The organism is Ilyobacter polytropus DSM 2926, assembly GCF_000165505.1.
Lineage (GTDB): Bacteria > Fusobacteriota > Fusobacteriia > Fusobacteriales > Fusobacteriaceae > Ilyobacter > Ilyobacter polytropus.
Genome location: NC_014632.1, coordinates 1,969,177 through 1,986,779, shown reverse-complemented (window position 1 = coordinate 1,986,779; position 17,603 = coordinate 1,969,177). Strand labels below are relative to the sequence as shown.

General features: G+C 39.2%; 11 protein-coding genes, 3 tRNA genes and 5 rRNA genes. All 19 read left to right on the top strand.

The genetic code is table 11. The annotated features are described in order from the left end of the window. Positions 1–18: 18 nt before the first annotated feature. The 19 genes from rrf (ILYOP_RS09425) to ftsZ all read left to right on the top strand — a co-directional run bounded on the left by rrf (ILYOP_RS09425) (position 19) and on the right by ftsZ (position 17,573). A 5S ribosomal RNA gene (gene rrf, locus ILYOP_RS09425) occupies positions 19–135 on the top strand. Between the two features lie 353 nt (positions 136–488). Beyond that, a 16S ribosomal RNA gene (locus ILYOP_RS09420) occupies positions 489–2,010 on the top strand. Positions 2,011–2,066: 56 nt separating this feature from the next. Next, positions 2,067–2,143, top strand: a tRNA-Ile gene (locus ILYOP_RS09415). Between the two features lie 7 nt (positions 2,144–2,150). Next, positions 2,151–2,226 (top strand) — tRNA-Ala (locus ILYOP_RS09410). 140 nt (positions 2,227–2,366) lie between these two features. Next, positions 2,367–5,299, top strand: a 23S ribosomal RNA gene (locus tag ILYOP_RS09405). Between the two features lie 73 nt (positions 5,300–5,372). Continuing rightward, positions 5,373–5,489 (top strand): 5S ribosomal RNA (gene rrf, locus ILYOP_RS09400). Positions 5,490–5,501: 12 nt separating this feature from the next. Further along, a tRNA-Asn gene (locus tag ILYOP_RS09395) sits at positions 5,502–5,577 on the top strand. A gap of 27 nt (positions 5,578–5,604) precedes the next feature. Then, positions 5,605–5,721: ribosomal RNA gene (gene rrf, locus ILYOP_RS09390) — 5S ribosomal RNA — on the top strand. The 16S, 23S and 5S rRNA genes sit together here with 3 tRNA genes alongside, the layout of an rRNA operon. A gap of 147 nt (positions 5,722–5,868) precedes the next feature. Beyond that, complete coding sequence (gmhB, locus tag ILYOP_RS09385; RefSeq protein ID WP_013388292.1) at positions 5,869–6,432, top strand: D-glycero-beta-D-manno-heptose 1,7-bisphosphate 7-phosphatase; 564 nt, start codon at positions 5,869–5,871, stop codon at positions 6,430–6,432. Positions 6,433–6,472: 40 nt separating this feature from the next. After that, a complete protein-coding gene (locus tag ILYOP_RS09380; protein ID WP_013388291.1) occupies positions 6,473–7,762 on the top strand; it encodes a UDP-N-acetylmuramoyl-tripeptide--D-alanyl-D-alanine ligase in 1,290 nt (429 codons plus the stop codon). A gap of 13 nt (positions 7,763–7,775) precedes the next feature. Continuing rightward, positions 7,776–8,864 carry a phospho-N-acetylmuramoyl-pentapeptide-transferase gene (gene mraY / locus ILYOP_RS09375; RefSeq protein WP_013388290.1) on the top strand — a complete coding sequence of 363 codons (1,089 nt, stop codon included), beginning with the start codon at positions 7,776–7,778 and terminating at the stop codon, positions 8,862–8,864. Between the two features lie 126 nt (positions 8,865–8,990). After that, on the top strand, positions 8,991–10,310 hold the full coding sequence (gene murD, locus ILYOP_RS09370) for a UDP-N-acetylmuramoyl-L-alanine--D-glutamate ligase (protein ID WP_013388289.1): 1,320 nt from the start codon (positions 8,991–8,993) through the stop codon (positions 10,308–10,310). Further along, the gene (gene murG / locus ILYOP_RS09365) at positions 10,307–11,377 is read left to right on the top strand and encodes an undecaprenyldiphospho-muramoylpentapeptide beta-N-acetylglucosaminyltransferase (RefSeq protein ID WP_013388288.1); all 1,071 of its coding nucleotides are present in this window, start codon (positions 10,307–10,309) and stop codon (positions 11,375–11,377) included. The genes murD and murG overlap by 4 nt, the downstream gene beginning before the upstream one ends. Next, positions 11,374–12,705, top strand: a complete 1,332-nt coding sequence (murC, locus tag ILYOP_RS09360) for a UDP-N-acetylmuramate--L-alanine ligase (protein WP_013388287.1) — start codon at positions 11,374–11,376, stop codon at positions 12,703–12,705. The genes murG and murC overlap by 4 nt, the downstream gene beginning before the upstream one ends. A gap of 5 nt (positions 12,706–12,710) precedes the next feature. Then, complete coding sequence (murB, locus tag ILYOP_RS09355) at positions 12,711–13,553, top strand: UDP-N-acetylmuramate dehydrogenase (RefSeq protein ID WP_013388286.1); 843 nt, start codon at positions 12,711–12,713, stop codon at positions 13,551–13,553. Positions 13,554–13,574: 21 nt separating this feature from the next. Continuing rightward, the gene (locus tag ILYOP_RS09350) at positions 13,575–14,429 is read left to right on the top strand and encodes a D-alanine--D-alanine ligase (protein WP_013388285.1); all 855 of its coding nucleotides are present in this window, start codon (positions 13,575–13,577) and stop codon (positions 14,427–14,429) included. A 63-nt stretch (positions 14,430–14,492) separates the two neighbouring features. Beyond that, positions 14,493–15,164, top strand: a complete 672-nt coding sequence (locus ILYOP_RS09345; protein ID WP_013388284.1) for a cell division protein FtsQ/DivIB — start codon at positions 14,493–14,495, stop codon at positions 15,162–15,164. A 15-nt stretch (positions 15,165–15,179) separates the two neighbouring features. Continuing rightward, positions 15,180–16,466, top strand: a complete 1,287-nt coding sequence (gene ftsA, locus ILYOP_RS09340) for a cell division protein FtsA (RefSeq protein ID WP_013388283.1) — start codon at positions 15,180–15,182, stop codon at positions 16,464–16,466. 24 nt (positions 16,467–16,490) lie between these two features. Continuing rightward, positions 16,491–17,573: a cell division protein FtsZ gene (gene ftsZ, locus ILYOP_RS09335; protein WP_013388282.1), complete on the top strand. Its 1,083-nt coding sequence runs from the start codon at positions 16,491–16,493 to the stop codon at positions 17,571–17,573. The last annotated feature ends 30 nt before the right edge of the window (positions 17,574–17,603 follow it).

Sequence of the window (17,603 nt, the reverse complement as noted above, 5' to 3'; positions counted from 1 at the left end):
TATAAATGTTGATAACAGCTTGGTGAGAATAGCTGTAGGGGTACACCTGGTCACATTCCGAACCCAGAAGTTAAGCCTGCATACGCTGAAAGTACTTGAGGGGCAGCCCTCTGGGAGGATAGGTACTTGCCAAGCTTTTTTTTATTTTTTGGGAACACGTTATTTTTAAATAATAATTAGTTTAAAAAATAGTTACTTTTAAAATTAAGTAATTCAAGCTTAAAGAGCATTTTAAATAAAAATCATAAAAAAATTAAAAAAGTGTTGACTGAAGTTTGTAGATATGTTATTATATTTCTTGTCCGCGAGAGAAAAGGACAGACGAAACTTCAGATAGCAAGTCAGCTGGAGATTTGGAAAACAAAAGGACATTAGCAATTAAATAGAGAAGGAAGTCAAAATCGTCATCATAGATGACAAAGAAGTCCAAACAAGATTTGGACACAGTTAGGTGTTAATAATCTCGCAAGAGATTTAAATAAACTTTTTGAATGAAGAGTTTGATCCTGGCTCAGGATGAACGCTGACAGAATGCTTAACACATGCAAGTCGACTGGAATTCACCTTCGGGTGATAGTACGGTGGCGGACGGGTGAGTAACGCGTAAAGAACTTGCCCTCTAGACTGGGACAACTGTTGGAAACGACAGCTAATACCGGATATTATGGAACTGCGGCATCGCGGAACTATGAAAGGCTATATGCGCTAGAGGAGAGCTTTGCGTCCCATTAGTTAGTTGGTAGGGTAATGGCCTACCAAGACGATGATGGGTAGCCGGCCTGAGAGGGTGATCGGCCACAAGGGGACTGAGACACGGCCCTTACTCCTACGGGAGGCAGCAGTGGGGAATATTGGACAATGGACTAAAAGTCTGATCCAGCAATTCTGTGTGCACGATGAAGGTCTTCGGATCGTAAAGTGCTTTCAGGTGGGAAGAAGAAAGTGACGGTACCACCAGAAGAAGCGACGGCTAAATACGTGCCAGCAGCCGCGGTAATACGTATGTCGCAAGCGTTATCCGGAATTATTGGGCGTAAAGCGCGTCTAGGCGGCCTTTTAAGTCTGATGTGAAAATGCGGGGCTCAACTCCGTATTGCGTTGGAAACTGGAAGGCTAGAGTATCAGAGAGGTGGGCGGAACTACAAGTGTAGAGGTGAAATTCGTAGATATTTGTAGGAATGCCGATGGGGAAGCCAGCTCACTGGATGAATACTGACGCTAAAGCGCGAAAGCGTGGGGAGCAAACGGGATTAGATACCCCGGTAGTCCACGCCGTAAACGATGATCACTAAGTGTGGGGGGTCGAACCTCCGTGCTCAAGCTAACGCGATAAGTGATCCGCCTGGGGAGTACGTACGCAAGTATGAAACTCAAAGGAATTGACGGGGACCCGCACAAGCGGTGGAGCATGTGGTTTAATTCGACGCAACGCGAGGAACCTTACCAGCCCTTGACATCCCAAGAACTAGGCAGAGATGCTTAGGTGCCTTTTCGGAGGAACTTGGTGACAGGTGGTGCATGGCTGTCGTCAGCTCGTGTCGTGAGATGTTGGGTTAAGTCCCGCAACGAGCGCAACCCCTATCGTATGTTACCATCATTAAGTTGGGGACTCATGCGAGACTGCCTGCGACGAGCAGGAGGAAGGTGGGGATGACGTCAAGTCATCATGCCCCTTATGGGCTGGGCTACACACGTGCTACAATGGACAATACAGAGGGTCGCGATCCCGCGAGGGGGAGCCAATCTCAGAAAGTTGTTCTTAGTTCGGATCGCAGTCTGCAACTCGACTGCGTGAAGTTGGAATCGCTAGTAATCGCGAATCAGCAATGTCGCGGTGAATACGTTCTCGGGTCTTGTACACACCGCCCGTCACACCACGAGAGTTGGTTGCACCTGAAGTAGCAGGCCTAACCCGTTTACGGGAGGGATGTTCCTAAGGTGTGATTAGCGATTGGGGTGAAGTCGTAACAAGGTATCCGTACGGGAACGTGCGGATGGATCACCTCCTTTCTAAGGAGCACAGACGACCTTCTCTATTTATTTGGTAGTGTTCTCATTACTAAAACGCGTTCGTAGCTCAGGTGGTTAGAGCACACGCCTGATAAGCGTGAGGTCGGTGGTTCGAGTCCACTCGAACGCACCATAGGTATGGGGATATAGCTCAGTTGGGAGAGCGTCGCACTTGCACTGCGAAGGTCAGCGGTTCGACTCCGCTTATCTCCACCATTTTTTTATGTATGGACATTGGAAACTATATAGTAGAGAAATCAACATAAAATTTTTTTTCTGACGAAATTTTCGAGGATGAATTTATTTCATTCGAAGTAAAAATTGTCAAGAAAGAGAGTTAGCTGATGAACAATTTAGGTTAAGATATTAAGGGCACACGGAGAATGCCTAGGTAACAAGAGCCGATGAAGGACGTGATAAGCTGCGATAAGCTGTGGTTAGCTGCAATTGAGCATTGATCCGCAGATTTCCCAATGGGGCAACCTGCTAGATTGAAGATCTAGCGCGAAAGAGGTAAGTGGGTGAACTGAAACATCTAAGTAACCCGAGGAAAATAAAGTAAAAACGATTCCCTAAGTAGCGGCGAGCGAACGGGGATGAGCCTAAACCAATACAGTGTCAAGGATGTAGCCGTTGCTGTATTGGGGTAGTGGGAAGAACGCCTGGAGAACTACAAGGTATCCGGCAATTTTAAAGACGTAACTGGAAGGAATTGGAAAGTTCCGCCGTAGCGGGTGATAGCCCCGTACAGGTAAACTCTTTAAGTTGTGTGTTCTCTCCCGAGTAGCACGGGACACGTGAAACCCTGTGTGAATCTGCGAGGACCATATCTCGTAAGGCTAAATACTCTTGTTAACCGATAGTGAATAGTACCGTGAGGGAAAGGTGAAAAGAACCCCGGGAGGGGAGTGAGATAGAACCTGAAACCGTGTGCTTACAAGCGGTCAGAGGTCTTCGGACTGACTGGCGTGCCTTTTGGAGAATGATCCTGCGAGTTACGATCAGTGGCAAGGTTAAGTATAACGGAGCCGTAGGGAAACCGAGTCTGAATAGGGCGATACAGTCGCTGGTCGTAGACGCGAAACCTGGTGATCTATGCCTGTCCAGGATGAAGCTGTGGTAAGACACAGTGGAGGTCCGAACCCACCGTCGTTGAAAAGCCGGGGGATGAGGTAGGTATAGGGGTGAAAAGCCAATCGAACCAGGAGATAGCTCGTTCTCTCCGAAATGCATTTAGGTGCAGCCTTAAGCGTTCAACTATGGGGGTAGAGCACTGAATGGTCTAGGGGGCGTACCGCTTACCGAAATCAATCAAACTCCGAATACCATAGTTCTAGAGCTTAGGAGTGAGACTATGGGTACTAAGATCCATGGTCAAAAGGGAAACAGCCCAGACCACCGACTAAGGTCCCTAATTATAGCTAAGTGGGAAAGGAGGTGGAGATTCTGTAACAACCAGGAGGTTGGCTTAGAAGCAGCCATACCTTTAAAGAGTGCGTAATAGCTCACTGGTCGAGAGTCTCTGCGCCGACAATGTAACGGGGCTAAGCTATAAACCGAAGTCGTGGAATTCAACTTTTAAGTTGGATTGGTAGGAGAGCGTTCTGTAGGCCGTTGAAGGGGAACTGATAAGGGACCCTGGAGGTATCAGAAGTGAGAATGCAGGAATGAGTAGCGAGAAAGGGGGCGAGAATCCCCCTCGCCGGAAGAACAAGGGTTCCAGGGTAAAGTTTGTCTTCCCTGGGTAAGCCGGGACCTAAGCCGAGGCTAGATTGCGTAGGCGAATGGAAAGCAGGTTAATATTCCTGCGCCGGTTATAGTTTGTGATGGAGGGACGCAGAAGGGTATGCGCGCATGGCGACGGTTGTCCATGTGCAAGCATGTAGGGTGACTTGGTAGGAAAATCCGCCAGGTTATATCTGAGGTGTTACGCGGAGTCTTCGGACGAAGGTGCAAATCCCACGCTGCCGAGAAAAGCTTCTAAACGTTAAATTATAACCGCCCGTACCCGAAACCGACACAGGTGTTCAGGGTGAGAAACCTAAGGCGTACAGGCTAACTCTCGCTAAGGAACTCTGCAAAATGGCCCCGTAACTTCGGGAGAAGGGGTGCCACTGATTGTGATAGTTACAAGCGAACTAAAGCGATTGGTGGCCGCAGTGAAGAGTCTCAAGCAACTGTTTAGCAAAAACACAGGTCTATGCTAAGCTGAAAGGCGATGTATATGGGCTGACACCTGCCCAGTGCCGGAAGGTTAAGAGGAGGAGTGAGAGCTCCGAATTGAAGCCCCGGTGAACGGCGGCCGTAACTATAACGGTCCTAAGGTAGCGAAATTCCTTGTCGGGTAAGTTCCGACCTGCACGAATGGTGTAATGACTTGAGAGCTGTCTTGGCGGGAGGCCTGGTGAAATTGTACTACCGGTGAAGATACCGGTTACCTGCAGTAGGACGGAAAGACCCCATGAAGCTTTACTGTAGCTTGGTATTGGGTTTTGGCATTACGTGTATAGGATAGTTGGGAGACTATGAAGGCATGGCGCTAGCTGTGTGTGAGTCGCTGGTGGAATACCAACCACGTAATTTTGAAATTCTAATCTGTGCTTTGTACGCATGGAGACAGTGCTAGGTGGGCAGTTTGACTGGGGCGGTCGCCTCCGAAAGAGTAACGGAGGCGTTCAAAGGTTCCCTCAGGTTGGATGGAAATCAACCGAAGAGTGCAATGGCATAAGGGAGCTTGACTGCGAGACTGACAGGTCGAGCAGGTGCGAAAGCAGGACATAGTGATCCGGCGATTCCGAATGGAAGGGTCGTCGCTCAACGGATAAAAGCTACTCTGGGGATAACAGGCTGATTTTGCCCGAGAGTCCATATCGACGGCAAAGTTTGGCACCTCGATGTCGGCTCATCGCATCCTGGGGCTGGAGAAGGTCCCAAGGGTTGGGCTGTTCGCCCATTAAAGCGGTACGTGAGCTGGGTTCAGAACGTCGTGAGACAGTTCGGTCCCTATCCACTGCAGGCGCAAGAGTATTGAAAAGATCTGTCCTTAGTACGAGAGGACCGGGATGGACAAACCTCTGATGTACCAGTTGTCACGCCAGTGGCACAGCTGGGTAGTCACGTTTGGAACGGATAACCGCTGAAAGCATCTAAGCGGGAAGCCAGCTTTGAGATAAGTACTCTGTTCTATATGAACTAAGACACCTTCGAGACTAGGAGGTTGATAGGTTGGGGGTGTAAGGACCGTGAGGTTTTTAGCTGACCAATACTAATATGTCGAAGTCTTAACCTAAATCTACTATATAGTTTTGAATGTCCATGACAGACAAAAGAATATGATATCAATATATAAATGTTGATAACAGCTTGGTGAGAATAGCTGTAGGGGTACACCTGGTCACATTCCGAACCCAGAAGTTAAGCCTGCATACGCTGAAAGTACTTGAGGGGCAGCCCTCTGGGAGGATAGGTACTTGCCAAGCTTTTAAATATGTGCTTCCATAGCTCAGTTGGTAGAGCGCGCGACTGTTAATCGCGTTGTCGCTGGTTCGAGTCCAGCTGGAAGCGCCATTACAAAATAATAATTTTTTTATATAGCTTGGTGAGAATAGCTGTAGGGGTACACCTGGTCACATTCCGAACCCAGAAGTTAAGCCTGCATACGCTGAAAGTACTTGAGGGGCAGCCCTCTGGGAGGATAGGTACTTGCCAAGCTTTTTTTTATTTTTTGGAATAATTTCTCATAAATAAAGGCTTTAATTGAAAAAAATACAAAAATCCTATATAATTGAAAAGTTGGATGAATGCTAACATTTTAGTATTTATGAAGAGATTAAGATGAAAAATTTTAAAAGGAGCTTTATGAGAAAGTGTATTTTTTTGGATAGAGACGGAAATATAAACATAGAAAAAGATTACCTTTATAAAGTTGAGGATTTTGAATTTGAAAAAGGGGCTTTAGAAGCTATAAAAATATTTAAGGAGCTGGGATATCTGGTAGTGGTTGTAACCAACCAGTCTGGAGTGGCAAGAGGTTATTATACAGAAGAAGATGTCCAAAACCTTCACAGTTTTCTTAAAAAGAAATCATTGGAAACAGGCGGAGAAATAGATGGTTTTTATTATTGTCCGCATCATCCAGATAAAGGTATCGGAAAGTATAATAAAAAATGTGATTGCAGGAAGCCTGGACCAGGAATGTTTTTAAAGGCTCAGAAAGATCTAGATATAGACTTTAATAACTCTTTGGTAGTCGGAGATAAGATGTCAGATGTAAAAGCAGGAGAAAATCTGGGTATGAGAGGCATTCTAGTTAGGACAGGACACGGAAAAAAAGAAGAGTTTAAGGTAGAGTCTACAACAGAGGTATATGATTCATTATACGATTTTGCTTTGAAATTTCAGAAGGAGCACACCGGTCATTAATTGACGAAGATAAAAATAATATAATCAAGGAGTAAATTAAATGAAAATTATAGATTTGCTAAGAGATTATTTTCCAGAAAAAAAAATACTAGAGAGCATGGATATAAAAGATGTCTGCATGGATAGCAGAGAGGTAAAAAAGGGCTCTCTTTTTTTTGCCATAAAAGGCGGAAATAACCATGTGGAAGAAGCTATCAAAAATGGTGCGGTACTTGTCATATATGACAGGAAAGATTTATTGATTCAAGATGAAAATACTATTTTCACAGAAGATACCGTGAACTTTATGCAAAAATTAGCAAGAGATTACCGAAAAAGTAACCAAACAAAGGTCGTGGCAATAACAGGGAGCAATGGTAAAACAACGACCAAGGATATAATTTACTCTGTTTTATCACAAAGATTTAGAACAAAAAAAACACAAGGTAATCACAATAACCACATAGGACTGCCTTATACTATTCTTAATGCCCAACCAGAGGATGAGGTACTAGTACTTGAGATGGGAATGAGTGATTTTGGAGAGATAGACCTCTTGTGTAGTATAGCACTTCCAGACTACGGTATTATAACAAATATAGGAGAGTCTCACTTAGAGTATCTTAAAAACAAGGAAAATGTTTTTAAAGCCAAGGGGGAATTATTAGAATATGTTCACAGTAAAAATACAATTGTATTTGGAGATGACTATTATCTAAAAGATATTCATGGGATAAAAGTAGGATACGGCGACGAAAACACCTTTAAAATATCAGAATTCATTGAAAATGACAAGGGTGCTGAATTTAAACTTGCAGGAAAGACATATAGGATACCTATAAACGGAGAGCATAATGTTATAAACGCTTCATTTGCAGTAGTATTGGGCTTGGAAATGGGATTATCTCTGTCTGAAATAGAGAAAGGTCTCCAAGGAGTAGAACTTACTCCTATGAGATTTCAGAAAATAGAAAAAGGAAAAAAACTGTATATAAATGATGCTTACAATGCCAACCCTACTTCTATGAAACTCGCTATTGAAACCTTTGACAAGTTATACAATAAAAGAGCCTGTAAAATAATTGTATTGGGAGATATGCTTGAACTAGGAGAAAAAAGCGAAGAGTATCATAAGAACATAAAATATTATCTCAAGAAGTCCAAAGCAGAATATATATTTTTGTATGGAAAAGAGATGAAAAACCTTTGGTCAGTATGCCAAGATGATAAAAGAGTCTATTATTTTGAAGATAAGATTTTGATTTCTAAAAAAATAGAGTCAATAAACGAAAAATCGGTTATACTTCTTAAGGGATCTAGAGGGATGAAGTTAGAGGAAATAATTAAATAACGAGGAGAATTAAATGCTTTATTATCTTGCAAAAAATATTGATACTTTGGCATGGCTTAAATCAATATATCTAAGGGCTTTTTTAGGGTTTATAGTTTCCTTTGTAATAGTAATTCTAATTGGAAAACCATTTATAAAGTTTTTGAAAAGAAATAAAATGGGTGAATCTATAAGAGAAGAAGGTCCGGAAAGCCACTTTTCAAAGAAGGGGACCCCTACAATGGGAGGAGTCCTTATAGTTGGATCGATGGTGATAACCAACTTAATAATATCGGATTTGGGAAATAAATTTATAGAGATGCTTTTACTATGTATGATACTTTTTAGTGCCATAGGATTTGTAGATGACTATAAAAAGTTTACAGAAAGTAAAAAGGGACTGTCTGGAAAAAAGAAGATGATGGGACAGGGTGCAATAGCACTTTTGGCATGGGGATTTATACTGAAAATGGGTCTCACTGGAGATAAAGCCCTAGACCTTTCTATAATTAATCCTGTACTTTCTGGACCTATTGTATACTTAGGAGCCTTTGTCATGCTTCTTTTTATAATTTTGATACTCACAGGAACTTCTAATGCGGTAAATATAACAGACGGATTAGATGGACTGGTGATAATGCCTGTAATTATAGCATCTGCAATTTTAGGGGCAGTGGCATACTTTACCGGTCATATAGAGCTAAGTCAATACCTCAACCTATACTATATAAGCGGTGCAGGAGAGATGACTGTCTATCTTACTAGTATGATAGGCGCAGGCTTGGGTTTTCTATGGTATAATTTTTATCCAGCCCAGATATTTATGGGTGACACAGGTTCTCTGACACTTGGAGGAATTTTAGGTCTTGTGGCGATATTTTTGAAGCAGGAACTTCTACTTCCTATTGTAGGATTAGTGTTTGTAGTAGAGGCCTGTTCAGTAATAATTCAGGTAGGGTCCTTTAAGGTCAGAAAAAAACGGGTATTTAAGATGGCCCCTATACATCACCATTTTGAGCTAGACGGCCTTCCAGAAACAAAGGTTACCATGAGATTCTGGATCGTTGCCCTTATGTGTGGAATAGCGGCTCTAGGAGTAGTAAAAATGAGAGGTATATTTTAAAAGTAATAACCACGGGAACTCCCGTGGTTATAATTGTAAGGTGAGAAAAATATTTTTCTTGGGTTATTTTCAAAGAAAAGTATTGTTTTTATCTAATATAAATAAAACTGGTTGGAGATGAAGTCGATGAGTAAAGCCCTTGTTTTCGGAGCGGGAGTTAGCGGTTTAGGCGCTAAAAAATTATTGGAAAAAAATGGATATAAAGTAATATTGGTGGATGACAAAAAGGCTATGTCATCAGAAGAAGCTTTGAAGATTCTTCCGGAGATAGAGTTATTTATAAAAAGTCCGGGAGTTCCTTATACAGAATTGGTAAAAAAAGCCTTTGAATTGAATATACCTGTAATAGATGAGGTAGAGCTTGCATACAGATACATAAAGAAAAAAATAAAAAATCCAAAGATTATAGCTGTCACGGGAACAAATGGAAAAACAACTACGACGACTAAAATAAAAGAACTGATTCAATATTGTGGATATAAATGTGAATTTGCAGGAAACATAGGAAGATCTTTTGCAGACCTTGTGGCAGAAGATATAGATCTTGATTATATAGTCCTAGAGTTAAGTTCTTATCAGCTAGAAAATGTAAAGGAATTTAGACCTGATATAGCCATGGTGATAAACCTGGCTCCAGATCATCTAGACAGATACGAAAAATCAGAAGACTATTATGACACCAAATTTAAAATAGCTGCTAAGCAAAAGGCGAACGACTATTTTATAGCAAATATGAACTGTCATGAATCATCTAAGAGACTAGAGAAAGTAAAGTCGGCTATCTGGAAGATATCCCTAGAGGGAAAAGAAGGATGCGACCTTTATCCTGAGGACGGATGGGTAGTCTATAAAAATAGAAACATAATCTCAGTGGAAAAACTCAGCCTAAAGGGAAGACACAATCTGGAGAATGTTTTATTTATAGGGGCGGTTGCCGAGATAATAGGATTAAAAGAGGAAAAGCTAAGAGATTTTCTGTATAATACAAAAACTTTAGAGCACAGGATGGAGAGGTTTTTAGAGGTTGGCAACTCTCTTTTTATAAATGATTCTAAGGGAACTAATATAGAATCGTCTAAAATGGCCATAGAGGCATATCACGGGTGCATTTTGATATGTGGAGGGGTAGACAAGAAACTTGACCTAAAACCCCTTGTAAGTGCCATTAAAAGCCATGTGAGCAGGGTTTACCTCATAGGAGAACTATCAGATAAGCTAGAACAGGAATTGATTCAGGGAGGCTATCCAGAGTCTAAAATCATAAAATCTAATAATTTGGAAAACAGTGTTAGGCTAATTCAAAAAACAATTGATGTCAATGAAAAAAACAATATACTGTTATCCCCGGCTACAGCTAGTTTTGACCAGTTTAAAAACTTTGAAGTAAGGGGAAAGACATTTAAAGAGTTGGTAAAAAAATATTTTACGGCAGGTGAAAAAAGTTGAGAAAAGTTATCCTGACAACAGGTGGAACAGGGGGACATATATATCCTGCTCTTGCTGTAGCTAGAGAATTAAAAAAAAGAGGGGTAGAACCTATCTTTGTAGGTACATCCCACAGAATGGAAAAAGATATGATTCCCCAAGAGGGATATAAATTTATAGGATTAGATGTAAAACCCTTAAAAAATATAGCTTCTATTTTTAAAATGCTCAAGAGCATCATAAAAGCTATAGGTATAGTGAGAAAGGAAAAACCCGATGCTATACTGGGATTTGGAAATTATATTTCTGTTCCTGCCATTTTAGCAGGTATAATATTAAGGAAGAAAATATATCTCCAGGAACAAAATGCAAACCTGGGATTTGCAAATAAATTATTTTACAGACTATCTAAGATGAGTTTTCTTGCCTTTGAAAAAACTTACGACGACCTTCCTATAAAATATCATAAAAAACTTAAGGTGACAGGGAACCCCCTTAGAAGTGAAGTCTATATGGTAAACAGAAAAATAGAGAGGGAAAGATTGAAAATAGAGGATGATGAAAAGGTACTTCTCATTACAGGGGGAAGTCTGGGGTCTAAAAGTATAAATGATGCCATACTTTCAAAATGGGAGAGAACACTGGCAGAGAAAAAAATAAGGATATACTGGGCTACCGGTAAAAATCACTTTGAGACAATAAATCAAAATCTAAATAAATATAAACCCAACGATGTTATAAAGCCATATTTCAGCAATATGCCGAGTATAATGGCTGTATCAGATCTTGTGGTGTGTCGTGCAGGTGCTCTTACAATATCTGAACTTATCGCAATGGAAAAGCCTTCGATACTCATTCCTTACCAGTCTATTAAGGTGGGACAGTATGAAAATGCTAAAATCTTAGAAGAAACAGGAGCGTCTTATATATATAAAAATTCAGAGGCGGAGATTGCCATAGAAAGAGCTATGGATCTCATAAAAGATGATATCGAATTGGCTAAAATCAGAGCCAGGATAAAGGTCCTAAAAAAAGACAGGGCTGCAGAAAAAATAGTGAAGGCTATGGATATATGGGGGAGAAAATGAAACGAGTTTACTTTATAGGAATAAATGGAATTGGAATGAGTGGACTTGCAAAGGTCATGAGAAATAAAGGTTATGAAGTGGTAGGAGCAGACTTAAACAGAAACCACAGGACAGAGGAATTGGAAAAAATAGGCATAGAAATATTTGAATACCACTGCAGCAGCAACCTAAAGGGATGCAGTCTAGTGGTCAGATCAAGTGCTATAAAAGAGGGAAACCCAGAGTATGACTATGCAATGAAAAACGGTATAGAGGTAATAAAAAGAGGGGAGCTTCTAGCACTTCTCATGAACGAAGAGCAGGGTATAGCAGTTGCCGGAACTCACGGTAAGACAACCACTAGTTCTATGTTGGGAGCTGCAATGCTTTCACTTGATCCTACCATTGTAGTAGGTGGAATACTTCCTGAAATAAATTCAAATGCCAAGGCAGGTAGCTCGAAGTTATTTATAGCAGAAGCCGATGAAAGTGACAACTCTTTTCTATATCTTAATCCCTTTACTTCTATAATAACAAATATAGAGGCTGATCATTTGGAAAACCATGGTTCTCTTGAAAATATAGAAAGGTCATTTATAGAGTTTATAGACAAGACAAAGGACGAGGTTATCGTAAATATAGATTGTGAAAATATCAGAAAAGTAATTAAGGGTAAAGAAAAAATAAAAACCTATAGTCTAAAAAATAATAATGCAGATATATATGCCTCAAATATAAGAGTTGAAGATTCTAAAATTCATTATGAGGTAACTGTTTGCGGAGAAAATTTAGGAACGTTTGTTTTATCTGTTCCTGGTGAGCATAATGTGTCAAATTCTCTTCCGGTGATTTATCTCGCTCACAAATATGGGGTAGAAAAAGAAGAGATGAAAAAAATGCTCAAATTTTTTAAAGGAGCCAAAAGAAGATACGACATACTTTACGATAAAAATGTGAAAATAATAGATGATTATGCCCACCATCCTACAGAGATAAAAGCAACTCTGCAGGGAGCTAGAAGCATAGAAAAAGGGAAAATTGTGGCTGTATTTCAACCCCATAGATACAGTCGAGTAAAGTTTCTTCTAGAAGAATTTAAAGGGGTATTTGACAATGCTGATGAGGTGCTTCTTTTGCCTGTTTTTTCTGCAGGAGAAAAAGATGAATTTGGAGTTGGAATAGAAAAATTGGCTGAGAAAACCGGGCACAAGAATATAAGAGTGGAAAAAAACGAAGATAATCTCTCTGTCCTTATGGAAGACAAAGAAAATGGAACAGTATTCCTTTTTATGGGAGCAGGAAGTATATCTGGAATAGCTCACAAAATAACAAAAGATCTGGAAAGGTAAAATAAATGAAAATTTTAGAATATCACCATATGAAAGAGTATTCCAACATGAAAATAGGTGGAATAGCAAAGGAACTTATTATTATTGAAAAAAAAAATGAGATACTAGAAGCCCTTAAAGAAAGGGAAAACGTGTTTCTAATAGGAAACGGAACCAATACCCTTATCTCAGACGGAGAGCTAGATAAAACTTTTATATCTCTTAAAGAACTAAAAGGGATAAAAGAGCTTGGAAATAATATTGTGGAAGTAGAGGCTGGTTTTGATTTTAAAGAGTTTATAGAATATATGGCTGAAAAAGATTATTCGGGTCTCGAAAACCTCGCCGGAATACCAGGTAGTGTAGGCGGACTGGTTTATATGAACGGGGGAGCGTATGGAACTGAGGTATTTGACTGCATAAAAGAAATAGAGGTAGTAGACGAAAACAAGGAAATACGAAGAGTGAGAAAAGAAGATCTTCATTTTACATACAGAAAAACAGAAATTCAAGACAGAAAGTGGATTGTTTTAAGTGCAGTATTTGAATTTGGAAAAGGATTTGACAGTAATAAAGTAGAGGAAATTATGTCTAAAAGAAATGAAAGACATCCTTTAAATCTTCCGAATCTAGGAAGTACTTTCAAAAATCCAGACGGATTATTTTCTGCAAAACTGATAATTGAAGCAGGAGTACAAGGGAAAAAAATAGGTGGAGCCCAGGTGTCGATGATGCACCCAAACTTTATAGTTAACCACGGAAATGCAAAATTTGATGATATATTGGGACTTATAGAGATAGTAAAAGAAAGGGTAAAGAAAAAATCCGGAATTGAACTCGAGGAAGAGATAATCATTGTGAGAAATTAATTGAATAAAAGGAGCATTTTTATGAAAATAGCAGTTTTTATGGGGGGAGTATCGTCTGAAAGGGAGATCTCTCTCAGAACAGGAAAAGCGATACTTGAAAGTCTCATAAGACAGGGTTATGATGCTTATGGAGTGGATCTAAAAGAAGATAATCTGCTCACGGCATTTACAGAAAATGAATATGATCTGGCTTATCTTGCTCTTCACGGCGAGTTTGGAGAGGATGGAAGGATACAGGCAGTTCTTGATATAATAAAAAAACCTTATACAGGGTCTGGGGTGACTCCTAGTGCAATAGCTATGGATAAAAATATGACCAAAATTATAGCCGAAAAGGCGGGAATAAGGATTCCTAAAAGCTACAGAGATAAAAGTGAGATAATTTCATTTCCTGTGGTTGTGAAGCCTACAACTGAGGGTTCTAGTGTGGGACTTTACATCTGCAATAGTATAGAGGAAGTAGAAAAAGCTGAAAAAAACCTTATGGGTAAAAGTTTATTAATCGAGGAATTTGTATCTGGAGAGGAACTGACAGTGGGAGTCTTAAACGGTGAACCTCTTGGTGTACTGAAAATAAGTCCCAAGTCTGGACTTTATGACTTTCAGTCAAAATATACTGTGGGAATGACAGAGTATGAATATCCAGCTAAAGTTTCCCCAAAAGTCTACGAAGAAGCAATGATATTTTCAAAAAAGATTCATCAGGAGCTAGGTTTATCTGGAGTATCAAGAAGTGACTTTATCTTAAAAGATGATAAGATCTATTTTCTAGAAGTAAATACCTGTCCTGGAATGACAGAAACAAGTCTTGTTCCAAAATTGGCAACTCTCAAAGGCTACACTTTTGATGATTTGGTAAAAAAAATAATACAATAATTTACAAAAAACTCACAAAAATGTTATATTATCTTAAAATATAGTTGAAACTGGGGAGAAAAAATGAAGGTATTTTTTAAAATTATACTGTTATTTTTATTTGCTGCTGCATTTTTTTATATGGATCAGATCTTTCTTCAGCGAGATATCTTTAGGGTGGAAAAAGTCTTTATTTTCGGAGATATAAACCTAACTCAAAGAGAAGTAAAAAAACAGATGGGAACTGTCATAGGTGAATATATATGGGATATAGACTCTAAAGCAATTGAAGGAATATTAAAAGAGGATATCCGAATAGAAAATGCTAAGGTAAAAAAAATACTCCCAGATGAGATAAAAATTGAGATAAAAGAAAAAGATCCTAGCTATTATGCCCAGTATAAAGACAGGGTCTATACTGTAGATGAAAGTGGAAAGATTTTTGCTTATTTAGAAGAGACACCTGTAAGAGACCTTCCGCTACTTCTCATAAAAAAAGAGGAACAGATACCTGAACTTTTAAAGATATTAAAAAAAATTAAAGGAAAAAAAATTGAAAAATTAATATCTCAAATATACATTTATAATAAATGGTGTATTAACTTTGTTTTATTTGACGGTACAATTGTCAAAACTGACAATAGTGTAGAGGAAAAAAAATATGAGGTTGCAGAGCGTCTATACTCGGAATTGAAACTGAATCATAATGACCTCGAATATATGGATATTAGATTCAGTGACTACATAGTGAAGTAAGTGGGGGAGTGCTTTATGAAGGAAAGTTTTATAAAAGCGGCATTGGATGTTGGGAGTTCTAAAATAAGAGTTGTCTTGGGTGAATTAAGTGAAAATGGCGAAAAAATAAAAGTCATCACTTCTGTAGAAACCTGTGCTAAGGGAATGAGAAAAGCTAGCGTAGAGGATATGGAAAGCCTCAGCCACTGTGTAACAGAAGCCCTTGAAAAGGCAGAAAAAGAAAGCGGCCACAAGATAGAGAAAGTATCTATAGGGATAGCCGGAAAACATGTGAAATCGACCACGAAAAATATAAAATTTAATTTTTCTAAAAAGGATACTGTAATAGGGGAAAAAGATCTAGAAAATCTCTATAAAATGGCTCAGGAAGAGATGGTGAAACCCCATGAAAAAGTAATAAAAAAAGAGGTTTACAACATAAGGGTGGACAACTCCGGTATATTGAAACATCCTGTAGGGATGGTAGGCAGCTTTATAGAGGGAGATGTACATCTAATAACAGTGGATATAGCTCAGCTGGAATCCCTGGTGGAAGTTGTAAACAAAGCTGGGAAAGGAGTTGAAAATATAACTCTAAATTCCTATGCCTCGGCTCAGTCAGTTTTGACATATGAGGACAAGAAAATGGGCGTGGCACTCATAGATATAGGGGAAGGCTCTACGGACCTTATTATCTTTAAAAATGATAAGCTTATCTATTCTAAATCTATCCCATTGGGAGGAATGCATTATACAAATGATATAGGATATATCCTTCAGCTTGGGAAAAAAGATGCGGAAAACTTGAGAAATCTCTGTCAAAACAGAAGGTTAGAGGAAAGTATCTATCTCCAAGTAGACGGAGAGAAAAAAAAATACAGTGTCTCCTCTGTAAGAGATATAATAGATGCTAGAAGTGAGGATATACTAAAATATGTAATGGTGGCCATTGAAGAATCTGGATTTAAAGGTTACCTCGGAAACGGAGTAATCCTAACAGGAGGAGCAGTAATGGTAGAGGGTGTAGTGGAAAAGCTCTCAAAAGATTTGAACTACAGAGTAAAAATAGGAATGCCTATGAAGATAAAAGGAATGTCCGAGATTCATCCATCTATGTCTACTTCACTTGGGATACTTTTAGAAACTTTAGAAAATGAACATTATAAAATAAAAAATAAAAAAACAGAAGAATTAAAGGAACCGGAGAAAATCACAGAAGAAAAATTACCTGAGAAAAAACCAGATGAAACAGTAAAAAAAGAGAAGGTAAAACCGTCGAAAAAAAACTTTAGCCTAAAAGAATGGCTGTCCAACTTTATATAAAATGGGGATTTTTAGGAGGGGAATATGATACAGACAAATGAGTCTTTAGTGAGAATTAAAGTTATAGGGGCAGGGGGTGCTGGAGGAAACGCCATCAACGATATGATTTCAGCAGGAGTAGGCGGAGTAGAATACATTGCAGCTAATACAGATGCACAGGATCTACATAACTCTCTGGCAGATATAAGAATTCAATTGGGAGAAAAATTAACAAGGGGATTAGGTGCAGGAGCAGATCCTGAAATAGGAAAGTTAGCTGCAGAAGAAGATGTAGAAAAAATAAAGGCACTTTTAGAAGAAACAGATATGCTTTTTGTAACTGCTGGAATGGGAGGAGGAACTGGTACAGGTTCTGCTCCGATAATAGCAAAAATAGCTAAGGAGATAGGGGTACTTACAGTAGGAGTGGTAACTAAACCTTTTACCTTTGAAGGTAAGAAAAGAATGAGTAATGCCGACACGGGAATAGATGGACTAAAGGAGCATGTAGATGCTTTGGTAGTAATTCCAAATGACAAACTTTTTGAGCTTCCGGAAAAAACAATAACTCTTCAAAATGCATTCAAAGAAGCAAATAATATACTAAAAATAGGTATAAGAGGCGTAGCAGATCTTATCATACAACAAGGTCTAATTAACCTTGACTTTGCTGATATAAGAACTACTATGTTGGACTCTGGAATGGCTATGATAGGCTTTGGTGAGTCTGACGGAGAAAACAGGGCCATAAAAGCAACTGAAAAAGCTTTACTTTCACCACTGCTTGAAAAATCAATTTCAGGAGCAAGTAAGATACTTATCAATATAACAGGTTCTTCAAATTTGGGACTTGTAGAGGCTCATTCAATATCAAACTTAGTGAGAGATGCTGCAGGAAAATCTGCTGAAGATGTAATGTTTGGTACTGTAATAGATGAAGAGTATGGAGATAAAATTCAGGTTACCATTGTTGCCACTAATTTTTTGAATAAGGCAGACAGAGGTGAACCATTTATAAATATATCTCCAAATGTTGAAAATACAGAAAAATCAGAGAAAAGAGCAGAGATTAAAAAAGTAGAGGAAGATGAGCTTGATTTGCCTCCTTGGATAAGAAAAAACAGATAACAAAAACTTGTAAATATATATAATCTATGT